The following is a 22,509-nucleotide window of genomic DNA, read 5'->3' on the forward strand; positions in this document are numbered from 1 at the left end:
CTGTAAGGCGTGCAAATTATTGATTTAACCGGGCAGCTGCAGGACTATCGCGCCCTCGATAAACTGCATAAACAGATACATGCCGAGGTGGCGGCGGGGATGCGGGAAAACACGGCACTCTTAGTGCAGTACTCCCCCACTTTCACCGTGGGACGCAACACCAAGCCGGAAGATGTACCCAATAAAGATGTACCGGTGATCGAAGTGAATCGGGGCGGCTCGGTTACTTGGCATGGCCCGGGGCAGCTGGTTTGCTACCCGATTGTGAAACTACCCGAGCCTTTGGATGTTATTCGTTTTATTCGCGCGGTGGAACAGGTAGTAATCGACACCTTGGAACCCTACGGGATTCGCGCGCAGCGAATCAAGGGACGAGCAGGAGCTTGGGTATTGAAACCGGGAGAAATAGATAAGAAGATTGCCGCCATCGGGATTCATACTGCGCGGGCTGCTTCTATGCACGGTTTCGCCCTCAACGTGAATCCCACGTTTAGCGATTTCGCCCGGATAATTCCCTGCGGCCTCGCCGATGCCTGGGTAACTTCTATGAACGAACAAGGATGCAGCGAAACCGTGGCCTCTATGCGCGAACCAGTAATCGCCGGGTTGCGCCGTAACTTAGACACCCCTTACTTTAGAGGTGAGAAACAAGGGCAGGAGGGCGAAAATGTCTACACTTCCTGAGGTGGGCGAACGCAAATTATTACGGGTAGAGGCACGGAACTCGCTAAGCCCGATCGAAAACAAACCAGAGTGGATAAAAACCAAGGTAGTTTCGGGAAGAAACTATATGGATATGCGACACCTGGTGCGCCGCTCGGGACTAAACACCGTATGTGCCGAAGCCAATTGCCCCAATATCTATGAATGTTGGCAAGACCGAGAAGCCACCTTCCTAATAGGCGGAGCGATCTGTACCCGGCGCTGCGACTTTTGCGATATCGCCACCGGCCGCCCCAGCGAATACGACCGGGAGGAACCGAGCCGGGTTGCGGACTCGGTTGCTGAACTTGGGCTGCGGTACGCGACGGTCACTGGGGTTTCCCGCGATGACCTCCCCGATGGAGCCTCCTGGCTGTATGCGGAAACCGCCCGTCAAATTCACGCTAAATCCCCCAATACCGGGGTAGAACTGCTGGTAGATGACTTTCGCGGACACTGGGGCGCCCTAGAAGAAGTATTCTCGTCCCGCCCGGAAGTATTCGGACACAACCTAGAAACCGTGCCCCGGATTTTCCGGCAGATCCGCCCCGCCTTCCGCTACGAGCGTTCCCTGCAAGTTTTAGAGGCTGCCTCCGATGCCGGTTTAATTACCAAGTCAAACCTGATATTAGGAATGGGAGAAACTCGCGAAGAAATCGAGGCCACCCTGCGCGCCTTGAAAGATGCCAAAGTCGACATTATGACCATCACCCAATACCTGCGTCCCTCTGCCCTACATCACCCGATAGACCGTTGGGTAAAGCCCGCCGAGTTCGTAGAACTCTCCGACTATGCCTATAAACTGGGCTTTTCGGCAGTAATGGCCGGCCCCTTAGTGCGTTCTTCCTACCGGGCAGGTAGGCTGTGGGCACGCGCCATGCAGGCGAAAGGCCGCGAGCTCCCCGCTAATCTGGCACAACTTGGCGAGGAAGGTACCGCGCGCCAAGAAGCCTCCGCGCTGTTAGCGTCTCGTACTAACTAGTTTTGTTGGATACGCGTGGGGGCAGTTTTTACCTCACGCCCCGAAATCCGGAAAACGCATCCGCGTTTTCACGGATTTAGTGCCCGAGGCCTACCCTTCGGCAAAAACTGCCCCCACGCTCCTGTTACAGCTCGTTTAGTCGGGAGCTATCCTGCTGGGCGGATACTTCTCACTTCTCCCGGCGATAACTCCTTCACACGATTAGGTTGCTGCTTGGTTAGCGGGGAGCTTCCCGGCCTGAAAGATAAAAGTAAAATATGTGATAGCTCTATTGACTAACCGTTCCTTTGGGGTTGAGCGCTTGCGGTGTGAGGAGTGCTTTTCAGTTGCGCGCACCTGTGTGGTCGCGGGGAGTAAGTTTTATCCGAGTGGGCGCGGTGGGCATGAGAATTCGGAAAATGCCTACGGTCTTTTTCCGAATTCTTGGGCAGGAGGAAAACCTTCCTCCCCGTGACCGCCCCTACTGGGCAGCTACCGTCACGCTCCGCTTAGATTTCGCTAACCGGAGTATTCCGTCCAGAAAGACAAAGTTTATTCTCCGCGAGCTGCTAGTGAGTGGCGGAGGGTTTGGCGGGATAGTTTTCCGGCGCTGTTTAGGGGCAACGCGCTTACCTGGATAATTTGTTTGGGGATTTTGTAGGCGGCTAGTTTGCCGGTTAGGAAGGGTTTAATATCCTCGAGGGTGGCGGTTCCGGTGATTACTGCACAGACTCGCTGCCCCCAGTATTCGTCCTCCAAACCGATTACCGCGACCTGCCCGATACCGGGGAAAGTCGAGAGCGCGTCCTCTACCTGCGCGGGGAAAACATGTTCCCCGCCGCTAATGATTACGTCGCTTTGCCGTCCGCTAAGACGCAGCAAACCGTCCTCGCTGATAAAGCCAATATCCCCGGTCTCTATCTGTCCCTCAATAGCGCTGATGGCTTTGCCCGGATAGTTGGTTCTGCAGACATGCGGGCCACCGATAGTGATTTGCCCTTGGTGACCAGCGGGCAGCAGCTTTCCGTCCTGGTCGCGCACCGTCAGCTTAGAATAGGTGAAGGGGCGCCCAGCGGCCTCCGGGTGCTGCAAAGATTCGTTTATTCCCAGATAGCAGCCGGCGCCTCCAGTTTCGGTCATCCCCCAGACTTGGATAGGACGCAGCTGAAGTCTCTCCATCCTTCGGGCTAGGGCTGCAGGTAGGGGCGCACCTCCAATCAGAGGACGCCGCCAACGCGGGAAGGGATTTTCTTTCAGTGGCTCGCCGTTTTCTTTTTCTAGGGCATCCAGCATCCCGGTGAACATGGTGGGAACTGCGAATCCGATGGTGACTTGCTCGTCGCAAATAATCCGGGCAGCGGTAAGCGGAGAAAATCCCGCGATCACTACTATTTTTCCGCCGTGGCAAAAAATATCGTTAGTGGTGCCGTTAAAGCCACCGATATGGGATAACGGTGCCAGCGCCAAACCGGTATCCGAGTTGCGGTAGTCAAAAGCGTCACGATAGTTAGCCCACGCCCAATACATGGTTTCGCGGGAGTGCTCCACCCCCAGCGGCCTACCGGAAGTCCCGGAAGTATAGATAATCGCCGCCAGAGAACCCTCGGCTACCGGAGCAATCTCGCCGGCTAGTTCCCCGGGAGAAAAAGGTTGCTCCCGATGGGCAGCTAGGAGTTGTTCATGCAGCTGATCCAGGTTTATGACCTGCGAATTATTTAGGGCGCACTCCGGGGAGGACACGGATTCGGCGACAGCGGGGGCGGTAACTTCTAGTGGCTGCTCCCCCTCCTGGTCGCTAAAGAGCAGGCACGGAGCGCAGTCGGCCACCATCGCTCGTAAATCAGCAGGCGCGGCGGCTTTAGCCAGGGGAACGAACACCGCGCCCATCTGGTCACAGGCTATCCACAGCAACAGGTGGTATTCACTGTTCGCGCTGCAAATCGCTACCCGATCCCCGCTCGCTACCCCACGTTCTTGCAGGTAAAGCACTAAATGTTGCGACAGTGACCAGGTGTCGGCCACAGAAAAATACCCCCGGGGACCGGCCAGGCTTTGGGCATGGGGATGGTCAATCGCGGCTCTTTGAAAGTTTCGTATCGGTCTAATCATGACTTCCCCCGTTTAACGTCCTCGGCTATCTTACCCACCCGGTCACCTCTGCGAGTTAACCAGCAGGTAGGTTAAACTTAGCGGCAAGGAAACCGGCAGCCCCGGTTGCGAAGGTGGGCGAGGATTTAGGAGAACTCATGTCTGAAACTATTCAAAACCAGTTGGCACACCGCTCGGTGCGGCGTTTTGATGCTCAACCAATCTCGCTACAGGTATTAGCGCAGCTAAAAGAGGCTACCCGGCGTACCGCCACCTCTTGCGGGGTGCAAATGGCTTCGATTATTCAAGTGAACGATCCGGAAAAGAAACGGCAGATTTCTCTGGTTTCTAATCAGGACTATATTGCCGATGCTCCCCAGCTGTGGATTTTCCTCACTGACCTGTACCGTTCCTATCGAATCGTGGAGGAAAAAGGTGAGGACACAGCGAATGTGCACGGTATGGACGGGTTCTTTCAGGGGTTTACCGATGCGGTGCTAATGGCGCAAAACTTGGTGAATGCCGCCGAATCCCTGGGGTTGGGTACCTGTTTCTTGGGGTCAATCTTGAATGATCCGGCGCGAATGATTGAGATTTTGCAGCTCCCGAAACTGACTTTCCCCGCCCTGGGGGTAATGTTTGGTTACCCGGGGCAACAACCGCAATTAAAGCCCAGAATGCCGTTGGAGCTGCGCATGTTCGAGGACTCCTATAACTGTTTTGAAGGGTCCTACCTGGAAGCATTCGCGGATTATGACCAGGAAATGACTACATACTATGACACTCGGGCACACGGCCAGCGCTCGGATACTTTCACCGATAGCCTCACCCGGATTATGCTCCGGGACGCTCCCCTGCGCCGCGGAATGCTAAATGCGGTGCGCGCCCAGGGCTTCGACCTTGCCCTCCAGCCCCGCTAAAGCTTAAATCAGCGATAACGCCTTACAATTGCAGAACTTTAATAGCAATATCGCGTACCGTTTAAGTCCCCACGTGGAAAAGGAAGGAAGCTCGTGTCCGAACCAGATAGATTTCAAGTAGAGCTTAGAGGATTTACCTTTGAGGTTGAAACATCCTCTCTTGGGTACTCTGTTTTTTGGCTAGATTGCCCTGACGAAACCTACCCCTCTGGCTATAGCGTATTTCGGGGCGGAAGCGAACATGTTTCAAGGAAACCAAATGCTCGTGAGGAGATTATTCGCGACGTTGAAGATTGGCTTGAAACCGAGGTTAAAGATAGGTGTTAACCGCATCTGACATTAACTGTGCGAGACCAGCCTTTTCCCGGAAGATCGAATAGGCCGTGCACATCGACATCTACCCAAGCGCGAAACTTGTTGAGCGCTACCCCACGGCAGGTGTAGCGCGCTGTGGCACGTTGCCCAAGCCCACCCCCTGCTCTATATTTTCCCCTTCCGCGCTTTCCGACATCAACCCACCTTCCATTGATTCTTTTTTGAAGTTGAACAGAAATAGTGGCGATTGTGGCTATACAGTTCCCTTTAGTCCACCAACCATGAGCTTGAACCGCGCTAGGCCCTCCGGACGATGATATATGCGGGTTGTCTACTCGTTGAGTAAAAACACAGGCACCTACTGCCGATTGAGGGGGCGCGGATTCTTTGGTACCGACTGTTTCTTTGCTAGCGATTTTTTCTTGGGCACAAACAGATTCGTCATATCGACTTTTTCTAGGGTTAGCAGCTGAATTTTTCGCTCCATGCCCGCGCCATAACCAGTGAGATTACCGTCCACACCGATTACCCGGTGGCAAGGAACAATTAGCAGAATCGGATTTGCTCCTACTGCTCCCCCAACTGCCTGCGCCGACATACGGGGAATACCTCTCTCGCGCGCGATCGCGGCAGCGATTTCCCCATAGGTAACGGTTTCCCCGAACGGGATGGTGAGCATGATTTCGCAAACCCGTTTTTGAAAGTCCGAACCCGAGAGCTTTAGCTTTGGGGTAAACGAGGGCGCGCGTCCTCGAAAATAGGTATCTAACCAGCGGGCGGTTTCTTGGAATATCGGCAAAGATTTTTCCTGAGGGTGGCTGCCCGCAATAGCTGCCCCGGCGGCCTGCTGTGACGCTAGACCTAACCCGATCAGCGCGCTGCCCTCGCTGGACATTACCAGCTCGCCCAGCGGGGAATCATAGAAATGAATATATGTACCCATATCCGTTTGTCGCATATATCTTCCTCTCTTTCCGACCCTAGCCCCCGCAAACCGCGCCCGCTACTCCCAGTTTTGGGGATTTCCAATCGCATAAAGGGGCACGTTTTGCATCCAGTCTTGGTTGCGAAAACCAGAGAGGCTAAAACGCCGCAGCCGGGTGGCCTGCGGATAGCGTTCACTAAAGGCGCGCAGACTGCGAGAACGCAGGTTTTCTTCGGCTTTAACTTCCAGCGCATAAACCTGCCCGGTTCTTTGCACTAGGAAATCAATTTCACCACGAGAATTATCTGCCGACCAGTAGTAAGCTGTGGATTCACCTTCGGTAATCAACTGTTGGCAGACGTATTGCTCGGTAAGAGCCCCCTTGAACTCGGTAAAAATCGCATTACCATCAATAATGCTGGCGGCATCCAAATCCGACATTGCCCCCAGCAGCCCCACATCTACCAGGAATAACTTGAACGCTAACGGATCGTGATATCCAGCTAAAGGAATCCCTGGCTTCTTTATGCGTGATACTTTGTGAGTTAGCCCGGCTTGGGTTAGCCAAGTAACCACTGACCGGTAATTCTTCGCCCTCGCCCCTTCCTTAATCTGCCCGAAAATAAACTTTTTATTTTCTTTGCCCAGATGCGCCGGAATGGAATGCCACAGTTCCAGGGCATTTTGGATATCTAAACCGGTAAGATGCTTGGACATATCCCGTTCATATCCTTGCAAGATAGTGCGCTGCACTTCGCGAACTTCTGGGAAACTTTCGGTATGAACGTAGGTGGCAACCGCCTCAGGCATCCCCCCGATAAAGTAATACTGACGTAAGAGTGATATCAGCCTGGGCGCGAAGCTGTTAAGCATCTCTTTATCGCCCTCATCGATTAATTCGCGCAGCTTGTCGTTGCCGGTGGCGTCCAAAAATTCTCGAAAACTTAAAGGATAGAGATTCAGAGTATTAACTTTCCCTACCGGGTACCCGCTGCCAGAGTGAAAAGTAATCCCCAGAAGCGATCCGGCAACTGCTAGCGCTTGTCGAGGTTCGTTTTCACAAAAGTATTTGAGGGCGGTGAGCGCTAGCGGACACTCTTGAATTTCGTCTAGAACTATTAGAGTTTCCCCAGGGGAAATGGTTTCGCCAGTTTCGATTTCAAAGGCGCGGAGTAATCGTTTCGTATCAAACCCCGCCTCGAACTGGGCGCTCATTCGAGGATTGTGGTCAAGATTAATGTAGGCAACGTTCTTGAAATTGCGTTTGCCAAATTCGCGCAGTATCCAAGTTTTCCCCACTTGACGGGCACCGTTCAAAATCAAGGGCTTGCGCCGAGAGGATTCTTTCCAGGCGAGTAAATGATCCATGAGGAAACGTTCCATTATACCCCTCCTTGTAGCTTATATCCTGATTTTAGCACAAATATGTGAAAGTATGTCCTTAATTTGACACAAATACGCGAAAGTATGTCCTTATTTTCGCATGGGCGTATCATCTTTTAGTCGGTCTAACGGAGAACCATAGTTGAAAACTGCGGTAAGACCGTCGCCAAGACGACAGGTTTCAAGCCGTCCGCCTGAGGTTCCACCTCATCAAAAGGCGGTGGAACCCTGGCCTCCATGAGGGCTTTAATTCATGGTCAAAAGCGAGTTGGGCATTAATGGTAATCTCTCTATTGAACCATTAATCCTTTAGATTGAGGCGGGGAGGATCGCGTGGAGCAGGCGGAGCAGCTGCTAGCAGGGCTGGGGGGAGCCGAAAACATTACCAAGGTTGAACCCTGCACCACCTGCCTGCGAGTAGCAGTAAAAGACCCGTTAAAGGTAGACGAGGAAGTATTAACTACTTGCGGAGCCTTTGGGATCGTAAAAATCGATCATACTGTTCAGGTAGTCGTGGGACCGGTAGCCGATGAGCTAGCCGCCGACATGGAAAAACTGCGTTAAAACCACCGGTAATATGGATCCTCTCGGAAAAACTAGCGTCCCTGACTCCCCTAAAGTGTTGTCCACATCCTCCCCTGCTGAGGACGCGATAATCCCCACCCCTGGCAAAAGTAATTCTTTTAAAGGCCTGTTGCTTGATCTGGACGGCACCCTCATCGACTCTGAACATACTCATCTGGCTGCCTATAGGCGAATGTTTAAAGCCAAAGGCTGGCAGATTAGCGACAGCGAAATGGATATTTTCAAAGGGCGTCCCGGCCCAGAAGTTTTTCAAAGTGAACCCGGCCCCTGGAGCGGCCTCGACCCCGAAAAACTAGGACTAGAAGCCCGCTCCTATGTGGATATTCGCCGCGATCCCCCACGGATCTTTACCGGTGCCCTTGAAATAATGCAGCTAGAATTACCAAAATGTTTGGTTACTTCCGCCTGGAAACAGTGGGCACATTTAGCCGCGCGGCTCCTAAAAGCCCCCGCTAACTTAAAAGTGATTAGCCAAGAAGATATTTGTGCCGGCAAACCCGACCCCGAACCCTACCTGCAGGGGGCTAAAACCCTAGAGCTCCCCGTCTCCTCCTGCATTGTCATCGAAGACACCAGCAGCGGAGTGATCTCGGCACGCGCGGCTGGAGCCGGCCGGATCTTCGGGGTGGCTACCAGCCACAGCCGCGCAGCACTCAAAAAAGCAGGAGCCGACCTAGTAGCCGATCACCTCGAGGAACTACTGCCCTACCTTGACGCAAAAACTGCGTCCTAGCTTCCTTTTAGATGGTCCAGAAATTCCCTATACGGGGTGTACTGCTTTCTCTAGCATCTCCAAAAGCTGATTAGCGAACTGGTCAGCGGTAACGTCCTCTAAAAATCTAGTGTTACCAGCTTGATCACGCAGAGGAACACACCAATTGGGGTATTCAAACTCAGTCCCCGGTTGGTTCTCGGTTAGCTGCTCTTGCACCGCATCCGCCAAAGTCAACACCACCAGCTGCGCGGGAGTAGCCGCGACATAACGGTACAGGGCGCTAATAATCTCGCCCATATCGCGTTCATTTTCGGCTAGACCCGCATATTCGATCAGCGCACGGCGTACCGCCCCAAAAACCCGCTCCTGGTTAGCTTCCGCATCTTCGCGAGAAGAATCCAAAAGATCCAAAGCTTCCCGTATCCGCAGATCTTCACCGGTAAGATAGCCAGCTACCGGAGGCATATCGTGGGTATTGACCGCCGCCAGTTGTTCGCGTCGGTAATCTTGCGGGGGCATTAAATGGTCGGGGGCATCAAACTCAAAGAACAGCACTCCAGTGCCCAGAATGCCCCGATAACGCAGGTATTCGCGCACCCACGGCTCTACCGTACCCAAATCTTCGCCGACTACCACCAGATTATTCCGGTAAGCCTCCAGCAGGAGAACCCCCACCATCGCTTGATGGTTATAGCGCACGTAAGTGCCATCTTTAGGGAGCATCCCTTCGGGAATCCACCATAGACGCAGCAGCCCCATAATATGGTCGATACGCAGCGCACCTCCCATTTTGGCAGCCGCCGCTACCGTGCGTCGCAGGGGCTCATAGGCTTGCTGTTCCAGGCGATCGGGGCGCCAAGGAGGCTGTGACCAGTTCTGACCTAGCTGGTTATACATGTCCGCGGGGGCTCCCACTGAAATCCCCTGCGCATAAACTTTCGAGTCACTCCAGTGGTCGGCTCCCAATTGGTGTACCCCTACCGCCAAGTCGTGCATTACCCCGATCTTCATGCCCGCATCCACTGCCACCTGTTGAGCCTGTCGGAGCTGACGATAACAAACCCACTGCAACCATTTAAAGAAATCGCGTCGCTGCAGCAGCTCTTCTCCGCTTTTTTCAAACTGGGTACTATCGGGAGTCTGCCACTTTTCGGGTAGCTCTAAACCGTATTTTTCGGTTAGGGCACACCAGGTGGCAAACTGTTCCAAAGCCGGTCCTTGTTCCTCTAAGAATTCTTGATAGTCGGCTTCTCGTACCTTTGAGCGCGGAACCTCATAAATAATCTCGAGGGCGCGCAGTTTCTGTTTCCAGACAGGATCGCGTTTGATTAAATCGCCACTAAAGAAATCAGCACCGGAACCAGAAACTCCCGGATGGGTTTCTGGCATCGCTTCGCTAAGCGAAGATTGCGCCTTGGCTTGCAGCTGCGCAATTGTTTTACGCTTCTTTTCAGAAAGTTTGTGGTACTCTGCAATCGCATCGGGACGAATATAGATCGGATTCCAAAAACGACGCGAACACGGCAGGTATGGAGAGTTCTCTAAGGGGAATGATACTTGCGAGGCATGTACCGGGTTAATCAGTAAGAAATCCGCTCCCTTGGAAGCCACCCATTTACAGATAGTCGCCAAATCTGACGCATCCCCAATCCCCCAAGAATCACCAGAAGGGTTAGCGTAGAACTGGCTCATGACTCCCCAGGCACGTCCCCCACGCAGATTAGGCATCCCGAGCCGCGCGGGCGTGACTGCTACCGGACAGGTGTAAGGACGTTCATCCCCTTCCACTTGCGCGGTTAACCGATGCCAGCCCAGAGGTTGCCCGGGGGGAATATTGAAAGTAGCTTCCCCAGTTAACACCCCGTTGATTTCCCGGGGCGCAACTAGCACATCCAGCTGGGGCAAATCCCAAGATCCGCCCTCCTCAAAATGCATAGTTACGGTTACCGCTTTACCATGAGGAACGTGTACTCGCACCCAATAGTTGTCATCGTTGCGGGTAACTATACATTCGGGAAGCACCCGCCGCCAGGGACGCTCCTCAATCATTTTTAGCGAGGCCGCCACTTGTGCAGGCGTTTCCGCGTCAATATCCATCGCCTTGAGGACTGCGCGTAAAGTGTCATCGGAAACTACGCGGTGGACTCCGGAGTAATCCCAGTAATCAATCGCGACTCCACAGGCGCACGCCAGTTCTTGCAGCGGATCTCGGCTCTCGCTCATTTGCTGTCCCTGTTCTCCTAGGTGATTTATCGGCAGCTTTACTTCCGCTAGGCACGGCGCAAACGGCGGTGAGTTACCCGATGCGGTCGCGCTGCTTCCGCCCCTAGCCGATCAACTTTATTCTTTTCGTAAGACTCAAAGTTACCTTCGAACCAGTACCAGTTCGCAGGATTATCCTCAGTCCCCTCCCAGGCTAAAATATGCGTCGCTACTCGATCGAGGAACCAGCGATCGTGGGTAATTACTACCGCACACCCCGGGAACTCCAGCAGCGCATTTTCCAGGCTGGCCAAGGTTTCCACATCCAGGTCGTTGGTAGGCTCGTCCAGCAGCAGCAGGTTTCCGCCCTGCTTTAGGGTAAGCGCTAAGTTCAAACGGTTGCGCTCCCCACCAGAAAGCACCCCGGCCGGTTTTTGCTGATCCGGACCTTTAAAACCAAACGAGGCCACATAGGCGCGGGAAGGAATGGTCACTCCCCCCACGTCCAGGAAGTCCAGACCATCCGAAACTACTTCCCATAGGGTCTTATCGGGATCGATCCCGGCGCGGTTCTGATCCACGTAACTGACTTTTACGGTCTCTCCGATATCAAGAGTTCCCGAATCGAGTTCTTCTAGCCCTACAATCGTCTTGAACAAAGTGGTTTTCCCCACCCCGTTGGGGCCAATAATCCCCACGATTCCATTCGGGGGCAGACTAAAAGATAGATCCTTGATTAGTTCGCGATCCCCAAAACCTTTACACAGGTTTTCGGCGCGCAAAACCACGGTTCCCAGGCGGGGACCTGGCGGAATCTGGATTTCTTCAAAGTCCAGTTTCTTGGTGCGCTTGGCCTCTGCCTGCATTTCCTCATAGCGCTGCAAACGTGCCTTAGATTTAGCTTGCCGTCCCTTCGCTGAAGAACGCACCCACTGCAGTTCCTCTTTTAGCCGCTTCGCTAGTTTCGCATCCTTGCGCCCCTGGATTTCCAGGCGTTCCCGTTTCTTTTCCAGATAGGTCGAATAGTTACCTTCGTAAGGATACAGACGCCCGCGATCAACTTCCGCGATCCATTCCGCCACGTGATCTAGGAAGTAACGGTCGTGGGTAATGGCGATGACTGCTCCCTTATAAGAGTGCAGGTGCTTTTCTAACCACAGGATGGATTCGGCATCCAAATGGTTAGTGGGCTCATCCAGTAACAGCAGGTCAGGAGCTTTTAATAGCAACTGGCAGAGGGCGACCCGGCGGCGCTCCCCGCCCGAAAGCACCGAAACCGGAGTTTCCGGGGGAGGGCAGCGCAAGGCATCCATCGCCTGTTCTAGTTGAGAATCCACATCCCAACCATCGGCAGCGTCGATCTCGGTCTGCAGGGTACCCATTTCTTCCATTAGGGCATCAAAATCTGCATCCGGGTCAGCCATCTGCGCGGAAATCTCATTGAAACGATCGAGTTTGGCTTTTAGCGGACCTACTCCTTGCTCCACGTTTTCCTTAACCGTGAGGTCATCATCCAATTCGGGTTCTTGCATCAAGATCCCTACGGTATAGCCGGGAGAAAGTCGTGCCTCCCCATTGGAAGGCTCATCCAGACCCGCCATAATTTTGAGGATCGAAGATTTGCCGGCACCGTTAGGGCCGACCATGCCGATTTTGGCTCCCGGAAGGAAAGCCATAGTCACATCGTCCAAAATGACCTTGTCACCTAAAGATTTGCGGGTGTGGATCATTTGGTAAATGAATTCTGCCACTGCTGCCACTTTCTGCCAGACGGTATTGTTCTAATACCCAGAATAGTGGAGTTAAAAACGCAAAGCGAACCCCCGCACGACTAGGTGGCGACTAGGCGGCCTCTCCGCTGAAAACAGTCTCTAAAATATATTCCCCTTCCGGGTCGAGGGCGTTTTCGCCGACGCTTTCTTCCGAGGGTGCGGGCGATTTGTTCCCGGAGGTAGTTCCTGTCCCCGCAGTGAGGATCTCCCCAGTGTTAGGATCAGCAATCACCTGATCACCTGCAGCTGGTGCCGGTTTTGTTCCTGCAGGGTCTACCTCTGTTGCTTGTGTTCCCGCGGGCTCTGCAGTCCCAGTGCTCTCAAACTCGCCCTCGGGATCTGCCAGGGAGCCCTCCCCTTCCTTACTGGGGGTAGCAAAATTCCCCCGTTTTGGGAGTGCTCCTATCATCCGCACAAAGTTAGACTCTCCCATAGTCAGGTCATGTCCCAGGGAAGATGCGGTTAGCTCTAACCCGTAGTGGGTAACTTGCTCTTTATCCTGCCATTTAGAGCGGATCAAACGCCCGCAAACAATAATCGGATCCCCCACCCGAATAGAACGAGACACATAGTGCGCGCCCCACCCCCAAACTTTTATCCGAACCGCGAGCGACTCCCCTTTTTGCCAATTTCCTTGATTGTCACGCGAATACGGGGTGTGCATCACCCGGAAAGTGCTCAGTGCCTTTTCGGGTTTAGTCGGGTCGGGACGATGAAAAGTAGGCGCGGTTGCTACCCAGCCGGTAAAAGTAACCTCTATATTTGCTTTGCTCATGATTCCTCCTAGTGTTGGTTACCTCACCATGTTGCAAAGCGGTACCGGTTTTTTCTAATAAGAAATCTTGGCCACCAGGAAAAAGAAGATTACCTTGCCCTGGGGACAAGGAATTAGCACCCGGGAGATTTCTCGATAAACTAAAGGAACAACCAGCCCCCGTAGCTCAAAGGATAGAGCAAGGGCCTTCTAATCCCGAGGTTGCAGGTTCGATTCCTGTCGGGGGCGCCAAACCCTGGGTAAGCATGGTTTACCCTGCAATATTTTTGTCGGTTAAATCCCCGGTTTCTAAAACTTTAGGCCGTAGATGATCCGAGATTTTTCGTCCCAAAATCCCCTAGGCGCCCAAGCCTTGCGACAAAACCTCTTTCGCGGCCTCCTCACATTCCTCGCTAGAAGGCCCTTCCCCGGCCGGCCAGAGTACTTTGCGGTAGTAACGCAGTTCCTGGATGGATTCGCGAATATCGGCAAGGGCGCGGTGTCCCCCATGTTTTTCGGGCGCATGGTAAAAAGCGCGCGGATACCAGCGTTTCGCCAGTTCTTTTACCGAAGAAACATCCACTAGCCGGTAATGCAAATGTGAGATTACCTGTGGCATTTCTTTTTCCAGGAACTGTTTATCGGTGCCTACCGAATTCCCAGCTAATAATGCCTGCCCCTTTCCGGGCACGAAACGCTTAATATAGTCCAAAACCTGTTTTTCGGCCTCTGCTAGGTCTAGCGCCGCCGGAGTTTCCAGCTCTGCTAACAAACCGGACTTAATGTGCATCTCGCGCACAAAATCCCCCATATTGTCTAAGGCGCCTTCCCGTGGCTTAATCAGCAGATCGATCCCCTCGTCTACGATATTAGTTTGCCCATCGGTGATAATCACCGCCACTTCTACCAGGCAATCTTTCTCTAAATCGAGTCCGGTCATTTCGCAATCGATCCACACTAAAGGATCTTTCAGGTTATTAGTCATACCTTTAGCCTAATCCATCCAGATTTTGATGCCAGATTGCGAAAGCTAAAGACACGTGCGAAGTAAAACTCGATAGGTTATTAACTATCGATTACGGGAGGGACGATGAGCACAGTTACCGCGAAAGATATAGAGGTAGCTGCCGGGGTATTAGCCAAGGTAGCTACGAAAACTCCACTGCAAAAAAGCGATCGACTGAGCGCAGAGGTTGGCCGACCGGTTTATCTTAAGCGCGAAGATTTGCAAATTTGTCGCTCCTTTAAAGTGCGCGGTGCCTATGTGCGCATGGCAGCTATGGATGAGGACGAACGCAAAGCTGGGGTGGTGTGCGCTTCGGCGGGCAACCATGCCCAGGGAGTTGCCTATGCCTGTGCACATTTGGGAATACAAGGCACGATTTTTTTGCCGGCCTCCACTCCGCGGCAAAAACGCAAACGGATTGCCACTATCGGAGGTAAATGGGTGGATCCGGTGATCGTGGCCGGGGACTTCGATGAAGCTAACCGGGTGGCAGCTAAGGCGGCTAAAGAGGGGGGCAAAGTATATGTACACCCGTATGACGACCCCTACACAATTGCCGGTCAAGGAAGTATTGCAGTGGATTTAGACTCCCAGCTGCCGGACGATACCGATATGGTTTTAATTCCGGTGGGAGGTGGCGGTTTAATCGCCGGAATGGCGACTTGGCTCAAAGCCCACCGTCCTGGAATTCGGATTGTGGGGGTGGAATCTGCAGGCGCGGCCTCGATGAAAGCGGCGCTCGAGGCCGGAAATCCGGTTTCCCTAGATCGGGTAGATTCTTTTGTTGATGGCACCGCCGTGGGCAGAGCTGGAGATTTGACCTATCAGATTGTGCGGGAACTGGTGGATGATATTGTGGTGGTTCCCGAGGGCGCGGTTTGTACCGAGATGCTCGACCTCTACCATTCCGAGGGCGTTATTGCGGAACCAGCCGGGGCGCTCGCGTCAGCCGCGGCACGCAATTTTTTACCCCAGATCCCTAATGGCTCGGTGGTTTGCCTGGTTTCTGGCGGCAATAATGACCTGTCCCGTTACGCGGAGGTAACCGAGCGTTCCGGGCGTTACGAAGGTTTACGCCACTATTTCCTGGTTACTTTTAATCAGGAGCCGGGGGCTTTGCGCTCATTCCTAAATGATGTGCTCAGCGAGGGTGAGGATATTATTTATTTCCAGTACACCAAGAAGAATAATCGGGATACCGGTCCGGCGCTGGTAGGGATTGAACTGCCAGATCCCAGTGATATTAAGGGGCTGCGCAAACGCATGGCGGCCTCTCCCCTGCAGGTACAAGAAATAGATCCTTCCTCTCAGATCTTCAAGATTTTGGTGTAGGAGGAAGCCAGCTTGGAGTAGCTGCCGCTAGCTAAGAGCGACTGCTAGCTACTACAACCCAATACTTAGGGGGCTAGGCTGCCAGTTTTACCTGGCAACCTGGCCCCCTTAACTATGGCGCTGGTGCTGCTAGCGGCTACTTCGCAGTCTTGGCGCCCTCATCTTGAGCAGCGACTGCCCGAGAAACCGCGTCATTTAGAGACTTTTGGGCTTCACCGTACTTCGTCCAGTCCCCAGATTTCATCGCGCTATCTGCTTCCGCCATCGCTTTCTTGGCATCTTGCAACGCCGTGTTCAGCTTCTCTTGCGCACTGGGAGCTTTAGTAGCTGCTTCTCCTGCTTTACCTTTTGCTGCCGGAGCTTTCTTATTACCGTCATTGGAGGCAGTAACCGCCCCGGAATCTCCCCCGAATACCTGATCTAGGGCTTCTTTCAAGGTAGGCGCAAACCCGACTTTGTCACCGAAGCCAACCAATACGCTTCTCAGCTGCGGATATTGGGTGGTACCGGTGGATTGAACATAGACCGGCTGCACATAGAGCAGGCCGCCACCTACTGGCAAAGTCAGTAGGTTGCCGCGGATAACTCTAGAGCCTTGCTGATCCTGCAGGTTCAGTTCCCGGTTAACTTCGGGATCGGAGTTGAAGGTGTTTTGTACCTGTCCAGGGCCGGGAACAGTAGTATCGGAAGGCAAAGCCAAAAGCCGCATCTTGCCGTAGCCTTCGCGCACCTTACCTTTCTCATTACCGGTTTCAGAATCGACAGCCAAGAATCCTGCCATGGCGGCGCGCCGACCTTCACCACCAGGGATAAACACGGAAGTCAAGGAGAACTCGGCGCTCCCTTGATCGGTGTTTTTACCGGTGGGCATCTTCATCGTTAGGTAATAGGGAGGCTGCAGTTTGCCAGATCCCTCCAGGTCACGAGAAGTAGCCGTGGGGTCTTCAGATAGTTTCCACTGGTCACCACCGGTGTAGAACTCTGAAGGATTGGTGACGTGATAGTTAGCTAGCAAAGATCGCTGGGCTTTGAAGTAATCCTCGGGGTAACGCAAGTGACTCATCAAATCCCCGCTAATCTCAGATAGCGGCTTAATCTGACCCGGATAAATTTTTTGCCACGCTTTCAGTATCGGATCTTCTTTATCCCACTGGTATAGCTGCACTGAACCGTCATAGGCGTCCACCACAGCCTTTACCGAGTTGCGCATGTAGTTCACGTTATTTTGCACTGCGAACTGGGCAGTTCTCGCAGTCGCCGTATCGGCGGTGGCATCCGTGAGGTTAATATGCTGAGAATACGGATAAGAATCAGTGGTGGTGTAGGCATCAACAATCCACACCAGCCGTTTCTTCTCGCCCTTCTTGCCATCTATATTCACGATCGCAGGATATGCCCGTGAATCCAAGGTGAGATAGGGAGCCACTTTCGCTACCCGCTTAGCCGGATCTCGGTCATAGAGAATCTGCGATTCGCTGTTGATCTGGTCAGAGAAGAATAGATCTGTTGAGCGGAATTTCAATGCATAGAGCACTTTATTCAGGAAGCTTCCAACCTGAGGTCCGCCGTCACCATCGAAAGTGGTGTAAACCTGTTTATTGTTCTTTGCGTCTTGGTAATCCAACTCTTTAGGATCCGCCCCCTTGGGCGCGCCTACAATTGAGTATTCGGGAGAGGCTTGCGAAAAGTAGATCCGTTTCTCGTAATCGCCGATGTCACCTGACTCTTTATCGGAGAGCGAAGATTCCCAATAGGAAGGCAACCCTTCGGAGGTCACCTGGTTACCGTAGGCGGCTACTACCCCGAAACCGTGAGTGTAAACCGTGTGGTCATTTACCCAGTTACGTTGAGACTGAGCCAACCCGTTCAAGTTAATATCGCGTACCGCAATCACGGTGTCGCGCTTTTCCATTTTTCCGTCTTTATCCGGGAAATTATAGCGGTCAACCGCAAACTGATCCGGGAAAGAATAGTAAGGGCGCGACTGTTTCATCTGCCGTACCGCCGGGGAAATAATTTCCGGATCTAAAAGCCGGATCTGCTGAGTAGAGTCAGCATCCTGACGCAGTTGGTTAGCGCTGGTTTCATTAGTGACCTGGTCGTAGGAAATCAAATCCAGATCCTTCATCCCGAAGGCATCCAAAGTGGCTTTGATATTACGGTCAATATATTGGCTTTCCAGCTCCCGCTCGTTGGGGCGAACCCGGAACTGTTGGATAATAAACGGATATCCCGCCCCAATCACCAGGGCAGATACCACGGTTACCGCAATGCCCGCGGCCGGCAGATACCATCCCCCCCTAAAGGCGGCGAACACAAACAGTGCCGCCACAATCAGAGCGATAACCGCCAAAATCGTACGTGCCGGAATAATCGCATGCACATCGGTATACATAGCACCATCAGTCGGCGAGTTCTGCCCATAAACCATAGTCCAGCGGTCGATAACGTAAGTTATCCCCACCATCACCGAAGAGATCGCCAGTAAGATACCCATATGAATACGGGCACCGCGAGTAGCTTTAGCTTTGGGAGTTACTGCCATTGCCCCCAATAGGTAGTAGGAAATCAGACAGGCAACTAGCGAAATACCTAGCAGAGTCAGTAAAAAGGTAACCGCCATATCGATTAACGGCAAACGGAACACAAAGAAAGAAATATCAAAACCGAATTGGGGATCTTTCTTCCCGAAAGAACCGCCGGTGAACGCCACCAGCACTTGCCGCCAACTAGCAGCCATCCCGGTTGCCATAAACAGCGCAATCAAGGCCGGAATTCCTAAGAAGATACCGCGGTGATGCCGGGTAATAGTGGAACGATATGACCGGATAGAAGAAGCGATAGTTCCCATTTCCGGGCGGTTACGGTAGGAAATCTGCAAGTTTACCGCCAAAACTGCCCACGCAATCAGGAAAGCCACTATAAACATTCCTCCAGCGGCAATCCACTGGGTAAGCAGCACCCGCAGATACCCGGTCTGGCGGTACCACAGAACCTCGGTCCACACTGTCGAAGCCACCAGCAGCACCACCACTAGTGCCACGATTACGCCAATAGCGATACCAAGGGGCCCCGGTTTTTTAAACTTTATTTTCGGCAATGGTCTATTTCCATTGCCACCGGCTCCTCCAGAGCCGCCGCGACCGTTTCCACCGTCTTTACCAGCTCCAAATCCACCGGGAAAGCCGGGAAAACCACCGCCTTTACCACCACCGAAGCCAAGATTTCCAAATAAATCGTTACTCACGAGCCCCTCCGGGTTCTATTAAACATCTGCCTTAACGCATTCTTTCACGTTTGCGGTTTTTACTCACCCCAGAAAAGTGGACTAGCCGTCACCTTGGCAAAGATGCGAATATAGCAGCATGGACACTTCATCGGATTTATCTGCCGCAGGGTTATCCCTGCGCTTAGCGGTTTCCTCCCTAGAAAAAGATGTAGCTCAGCTGGGATGGGATCAATCCCCGAGTCTATTTGCACTGGTACCCACCAAGGATATTTTCCCGCAACTAGAGGCGGAAATGGAAGGAGCTCAGGCAAAACAATTGCGCGCAGCCCTATCCGAAAATCCGCAGCATTTAACCGCAGTCCTTCAAGACCATCTTCCTCCCGCAGATCTAATGGATACTCTCGGGCATCTAGTTTTTGGCGAGGACGTGGCGGGAGTGGCAGTCGCGATGGAACGTTTTTTGGTTTCTCCCCAAGCCGATGCCGAAGCGCCTGAAGACCCGAAGGAGCGGGAGAAGTTCTTACTTGCGCATCCCACCCGCCAAGACGTGCGGATTGTAGCCGCCGCTACCCGTGACGGAAATACTTGGTGCGCTTCTAGGGCACGCAGCGAAGATAGTGACGATATGGTGGCGCAAGGCGATAATATCGTCCCCGAACTACTAGCAGTATTAAAAGCGATGTTAGTTAGTGATGCCGAACTAGCGGAGCTAGTTAGCGAGCCGGGCAGCGTGGCAGATTCTTAAAATTATTGGCTGCGATTTGCAGGCTAACTTTACGTGCTTGCTCTAGATCTTGTACCGGTACCGCCCGGATTCCTTCCATGGGTTTTACTTGCCCGCAATTGGCTCGTGGCAACAAAAACCAGTGAGCGCCGTCCTCTTTAGCGCCTGCCATTTTTTGAGGAATCCCTGAAATTGCCAGCACCTGTCCCCCATAGGAAATTGCGCCGGTACCAGAGATCTCTTTCCCACCGGTCAAGGACTTAGTGGTCAACCGGTCGATTATTCCTAGCGCAAACATAGTTCCCGCCGAGGGGCCTCCCACTTCCTGGAGAGCGATTTTAATATCTACCGGCAGTTTTGCTTGGGGATCTAGATAGATACCGAGTTGGGAGCCACGACGCCCATCGGTAGGTTTGCGGGTTTTCCCGCTAATCGAGAGATTTTTCCCCGCACGCTGAACCTTAAATTCGAGGGTAGTTCCCGGCGCTGCGCCCTCCAAAATATCGAAAAGCGTACTAGCTTGATTCAACGCCTGAGTCTTGCCGCGAAAGGTAACTTCCTGCAAAATATCGTTCTCTTTAAGTTTTCCCCGAAAATCGGAGTCCTCACCCACTCCGGTAACTTTAAACTTGGCTGGAACTTGGTAGCCTAACTCGCTAAGCGCCGCTACTTTTGCGCTCAGTTGGGAATCCTCCATTTGTGCCTGAGAAACCTGCTGTACCTGTTTGGCAGTTGCCCCCGCGGGATATACCGCAGATTCGGGTAATACTTCACTATCTGATCGCATTTTCGCCAGCAGGACTTCCGCGTAGGTAACGTGGGTTTCCGGACCTCCGCGCAGGGAAACGGTTACCATCCGTAACTGTCCTTTGGTGGGATAGGTTTTAGCCCCCGCAACTTTAATGATCTCCCCGTGACCGGACTGGGAGCCAAGAACGTTAAAAGTTGGCCCGGGAGATTCGATTACATAGGGCGCGCGAATGGCAAAGCCAAGAACCAAGAATCCGATAACGGACAACGTCATCATGGCTTTTCCAATTCGTCCTTGCCGGCGCGACTTGTCAGAGCGTTTACTCGTCACCCTTTCTCCTTCCCGAAGTTTCAAAATCGGCTTTGCCCAAGGCGAAACTATCCCGCGCGCCTAGTCCCCAGCTCACAATACCGATACCCTTAAGAACGTAGTCTATTTTAGGGGGTGGGCAGCACTTGAGCGAAGCTAACGGCCAGGAGCAGCGACCGGAATGGTTCCAAATCCTCAAGAAAATGCTGGGAGAAGAGGCCGCTGAAGACGCCTTTCAGCAGCTACAAGCAAATGGAATCGACCCCGAAAAGCTCGCCGGCACCGCGATGCCCTTTCCTTTCCCCGGCGGATCCAGCTTCGGAGCCAGCCAATTAAAGCATTTCTTTACCCCTCGCAAAGAAGCCGTGAATTGGGATGCAGCGGTGGAAGTCGCCGCTTCCCGCCTCCCCAGTTTTCCTCCCACTAGCGCAGCTCAGGCTCAGAAGGTACGCGAACAGCTTTCAGTCGCAGACTTGTGGCTTGACACGGTCACTACCTTGAGCCCGACCGCTAGTGAACGGGTGGCGTGGACGCCTCGAGAATGGATTCAAGCTACGGTTCCCGCATGGCAGCGCCTGACCGAACCGGTGATTGCCAATGTGGTACGGGCATTTACCGAGGCCATCGCGGAACAATTTGAGCGGCAAGGAATTGATACCGAAGAGATGAAAGCTTCGGCCGCAATTCCGGGTATCGGACAAATTATCGGCCCTATGGATCCCAATTCTCTACTAAAGAACCTGGCAGCTGGCTTGTTTGCCGTGCAGATTGGGCAAGCTATGGGACAGATAGCGCAAGTTGCTTTTGGTTCTACTGATATCGGTATTCCCTTGGCGAAAGAAAAAATCATGGGACTGGTGCCGGTAAATATCACCAACTTTGCCCAGGATTTAGAGATTACCGAGGAAGAGGTCGGCCAATATCTGGCGGTACGCGAGGCCGCCCATGCGCGTCTTTTCCATTCTGTTCCCTGGCTGCGCCACAAGCTGTCGCGGTTGCTTGCCCGGTATGCGCAAGAAATTCGGATCGATCCGGAAGCTATCGACCGGTCAGTGCGGGATTTACAGGACCGCCTGCAAGAACAATTGGGAGAGCAAGAAGGCTTAATCGGCCTACCATTGGGGAACTTTGATCCCGCAAATTTGCGGCTGGGTCTGCCGGTAGATATTTTTGCATCTGAAGAAACCGCAACCCAGCGTCAAGCTATGGAAGATTTGCAGACCGTCTTGGCACTGATTGAAGGGTGGGTTGACGAGGTCTCCACGCGAGCGTGTATGCCTAACCTTGCCCATGTCATCCAGTTACGGGAATTGCTACGCCGGCGGCGCGCAACTACTTCCCCGATAGAGAAAGTCTTAAAACCGCTTATCGGGATGGAGCTGAGACCTAAGTACTCCCGGCAAGCCGCCTCACTGTGGTCACGGTTGTTGAATGAACAGGGAATGCGCCAGCGCGATCAAGTTTGGTCACATCCAGATATGATTCCGACTCTGCAAGATCTAACCGATCCCGAGAGTTTTATGAGCCAAAGCGGGAAAGAACCAGTAAAAGACCAGGTAGATCAGGATTTAGATTCTTTGCTTTCTGGTACTTTGGGATGGGCACAAGGGTTAACCCCCGAGGTGGATTCCCAGGGTGATCAACTGGTGGGCGGCAATCACGACTCAGAAAACGAACCAAAGGGATCCACTGGGCATGAAAATGATGAGGATTCTGGCCGCGCAGATAGGGATGATGAAAACGATTCCCCATCGGCAGACACAGCTAAATAGAGTTTAATAATAATATATCCACAGTTTTTAACTAACTCTAGCGTCACCGTTTTTCCTTCTGGAA

17 protein-coding genes and 1 tRNA gene are annotated in these 22,509 nt (G+C 53.0%); 9 read left to right on the forward strand and 9 right to left on the reverse strand.

Annotation, left to right across the window (positions count from 1 at the left end; all coding sequences use genetic code 11):
• Positions 1-9: 9 nt before the first annotated feature.
• Both lipB and lipA read left to right on the forward strand, forming a co-directional pair.
• Complete coding sequence (gene lipB, locus RDM26_RS01390) at positions 10-684, forward strand: lipoyl(octanoyl) transferase LipB (RefSeq protein WP_307737279.1); 675 nt, start codon at positions 10-12, stop codon at positions 682-684.
• Positions 668-1,684: a lipoyl synthase gene (lipA, locus tag RDM26_RS01395; protein ID WP_307737280.1), complete on the forward strand. Its 1,017-nt coding sequence runs from the start codon at positions 668-670 to the stop codon at positions 1,682-1,684. Before lipB ends, lipA begins: the two co-directional genes overlap by 17 nt.
• A gap of 531 nt (positions 1,685-2,215) precedes the next feature.
• Here lipA and RDM26_RS01400 read toward each other — a convergent pair.
• Positions 2,216-3,772, reverse strand: coding sequence for an AMP-binding protein (locus RDM26_RS01400; RefSeq protein ID WP_307737281.1), 1,557 nt, complete (start codon positions 3,770-3,772; stop codon positions 2,216-2,218).
• Positions 3,773-3,909: 137 nt separating this feature from the next.
• On the opposite strand from RDM26_RS01400, the gene RDM26_RS01405 reads away from it, so the two are divergent.
• The gene (locus RDM26_RS01405) at positions 3,910-4,671 is read left to right on the forward strand and encodes a nitroreductase family protein (protein WP_307737282.1); all 762 of its coding nucleotides are present in this window, start codon (positions 3,910-3,912) and stop codon (positions 4,669-4,671) included.
• Positions 4,672-5,344: 673 nt separating this feature from the next.
• Here RDM26_RS01405 and RDM26_RS01410 read toward each other — a convergent pair.
• Together RDM26_RS01410 and RDM26_RS01415 are read right to left on the reverse strand one after the other, a co-directional pair.
• Entirely contained in the window at positions 5,345-5,944 is a 600-nt protein-coding gene (locus tag RDM26_RS01410) for a methylated-DNA--[protein]-cysteine S-methyltransferase (protein ID WP_307737283.1), read from the reverse strand.
• Positions 5,945-5,989: 45 nt separating this feature from the next.
• A complete protein-coding gene (locus RDM26_RS01415) occupies positions 5,990-7,294 on the reverse strand; it encodes a DUF4143 domain-containing protein (RefSeq protein ID WP_307737284.1) in 1,305 nt (434 codons plus the stop codon).
• Between the two features lie 333 nt (positions 7,295-7,627).
• Between RDM26_RS01415 and RDM26_RS01420 the strand changes: the two genes are divergently transcribed.
• Both RDM26_RS01420 and RDM26_RS01425 read left to right on the forward strand, forming a co-directional pair.
• Positions 7,628-7,858, forward strand: a complete 231-nt coding sequence (locus tag RDM26_RS01420) for a PTS transporter subunit EIIB (RefSeq protein WP_307737285.1) — start codon at positions 7,628-7,630, stop codon at positions 7,856-7,858.
• A 13-nt stretch (positions 7,859-7,871) separates the two neighbouring features.
• Positions 7,872-8,612, forward strand: coding sequence for an HAD-IA family hydrolase (locus RDM26_RS01425; RefSeq protein WP_307737286.1), 741 nt, complete (start codon positions 7,872-7,874; stop codon positions 8,610-8,612).
• Between the two features lie 27 nt (positions 8,613-8,639).
• Here RDM26_RS01425 and malQ read toward each other — a convergent pair whose 3' ends face one another.
• The 3 genes from malQ to RDM26_RS01440 form a co-directional block, all read right to left on the reverse strand.
• A complete protein-coding gene (gene malQ, locus RDM26_RS01430; protein WP_307737287.1) occupies positions 8,640-10,817 on the reverse strand; it encodes a 4-alpha-glucanotransferase in 2,178 nt (725 codons plus the stop codon).
• A 47-nt stretch (positions 10,818-10,864) separates the two neighbouring features.
• Complete coding sequence (ettA, locus tag RDM26_RS01435) at positions 10,865-12,547, reverse strand: energy-dependent translational throttle protein EttA (RefSeq protein WP_307737288.1); 1,683 nt, start codon at positions 12,545-12,547, stop codon at positions 10,865-10,867.
• Between the two features lie 91 nt (positions 12,548-12,638).
• Positions 12,639-13,343, reverse strand: coding sequence for a single-stranded DNA-binding protein (locus tag RDM26_RS01440; RefSeq protein WP_307737289.1), 705 nt, complete (start codon positions 13,341-13,343; stop codon positions 12,639-12,641).
• Positions 13,344-13,498: 155 nt separating this feature from the next.
• Here RDM26_RS01440 and RDM26_RS01445 point away from each other — a divergent pair.
• Positions 13,499-13,574 (forward strand) — tRNA-Arg (locus RDM26_RS01445).
• Between the two features lie 106 nt (positions 13,575-13,680).
• Here the strand turns inward: RDM26_RS01445 and orn are convergent.
• Positions 13,681-14,307: an oligoribonuclease gene (gene orn / locus RDM26_RS01450; RefSeq protein ID WP_307737290.1), complete on the reverse strand. Its 627-nt coding sequence runs from the start codon at positions 14,305-14,307 to the stop codon at positions 13,681-13,683.
• A gap of 105 nt (positions 14,308-14,412) precedes the next feature.
• Here orn and ilvA point away from each other — a divergent pair, with 105 nt between their 5' ends.
• Entirely contained in the window at positions 14,413-15,660 is a 1,248-nt protein-coding gene (ilvA, locus tag RDM26_RS01455; protein ID WP_307737291.1) for a threonine ammonia-lyase IlvA, read from the forward strand.
• Between the two features lie 136 nt (positions 15,661-15,796).
• Here ilvA and RDM26_RS01460 read toward each other — a convergent pair whose 3' ends face one another.
• A complete protein-coding gene (locus RDM26_RS01460; protein ID WP_307737292.1) occupies positions 15,797-18,907 on the reverse strand; it encodes a UPF0182 family protein in 3,111 nt (1,036 codons plus the stop codon).
• Between the two features lie 118 nt (positions 18,908-19,025).
• Between RDM26_RS01460 and RDM26_RS01465 the strand changes: the two genes are divergently transcribed.
• On the forward strand, positions 19,026-19,634 hold the full coding sequence (locus RDM26_RS01465; protein WP_278605443.1) for a PPA1309 family protein: 609 nt from the start codon (positions 19,026-19,028) through the stop codon (positions 19,632-19,634).
• Here the strand turns inward: RDM26_RS01465 and RDM26_RS01470 are convergent.
• On the reverse strand, positions 19,603-20,694 hold the full coding sequence (locus RDM26_RS01470) for a S16 family serine protease (protein WP_307737293.1): 1,092 nt from the start codon (positions 20,692-20,694) through the stop codon (positions 19,603-19,605). The genes RDM26_RS01465 and RDM26_RS01470 overlap by 32 nt on opposite strands.
• A gap of 125 nt (positions 20,695-20,819) precedes the next feature.
• Here RDM26_RS01470 and RDM26_RS01475 point away from each other — a divergent pair, with 125 nt between their 5' ends.
• Entirely contained in the window at positions 20,820-22,445 is a 1,626-nt protein-coding gene (locus RDM26_RS01475) for a zinc-dependent metalloprotease (protein WP_307737294.1), read from the forward strand.
• The last annotated feature ends 64 nt before the right edge of the window (positions 22,446-22,509 follow it).

The organism is uncultured Varibaculum sp. (assembly GCF_902489465.1).
In the GTDB taxonomy this organism is placed as follows: domain Bacteria; phylum Actinomycetota; class Actinomycetes; order Actinomycetales; family Actinomycetaceae; genus Varibaculum.

What these genes read in the sequence shown, in the direction of transcription:
- lipA (WP_307737280.1), top strand. Translation starts at nt 668, where the DNA reads ATGTCTACACTTCCTGAGGTGGGCGAACGCAAATTATTACGGGTAGAG.
- RDM26_RS01400 (WP_307737281.1), bottom strand. Translation starts at nt 3,772, where the DNA reads ATGATTAGACCGATACGAAACTTTCAAAGAGCCGCGATTGACCATCCC.
- RDM26_RS01405 (WP_307737282.1), top strand. Translation starts at nt 3,910, where the DNA reads ATGTCTGAAACTATTCAAAACCAGTTGGCACACCGCTCGGTGCGGCGT.
- RDM26_RS01410 (WP_307737283.1), bottom strand. Translation starts at nt 5,944, where the DNA reads ATGCGACAAACGGATATGGGTACATATATTCATTTCTATGATTCCCCG.
- RDM26_RS01415 (WP_307737284.1), bottom strand. Translation starts at nt 7,294, where the DNA reads ATGGAACGTTTCCTCATGGATCATTTACTCGCCTGGAAAGAATCCTCT.
- RDM26_RS01425 (WP_307737286.1), top strand. Translation starts at nt 7,872, where the DNA reads ATGGATCCTCTCGGAAAAACTAGCGTCCCTGACTCCCCTAAAGTGTTG.
- malQ (WP_307737287.1), bottom strand. Translation starts at nt 10,817, where the DNA reads ATGAGCGAGAGCCGAGATCCGCTGCAAGAACTGGCGTGCGCCTGTGGA.
- RDM26_RS01440 (WP_307737289.1), bottom strand. Translation starts at nt 13,343, where the DNA reads ATGAGCAAAGCAAATATAGAGGTTACTTTTACCGGCTGGGTAGCAACC.
- orn (WP_307737290.1), bottom strand. Translation starts at nt 14,307, where the DNA reads ATGACTAATAACCTGAAAGATCCTTTAGTGTGGATCGATTGCGAAATG.
- ilvA (WP_307737291.1), top strand. Translation starts at nt 14,413, where the DNA reads ATGAGCACAGTTACCGCGAAAGATATAGAGGTAGCTGCCGGGGTATTA.
- RDM26_RS01465 (WP_278605443.1), top strand. Translation starts at nt 19,026, where the DNA reads ATGGACACTTCATCGGATTTATCTGCCGCAGGGTTATCCCTGCGCTTA.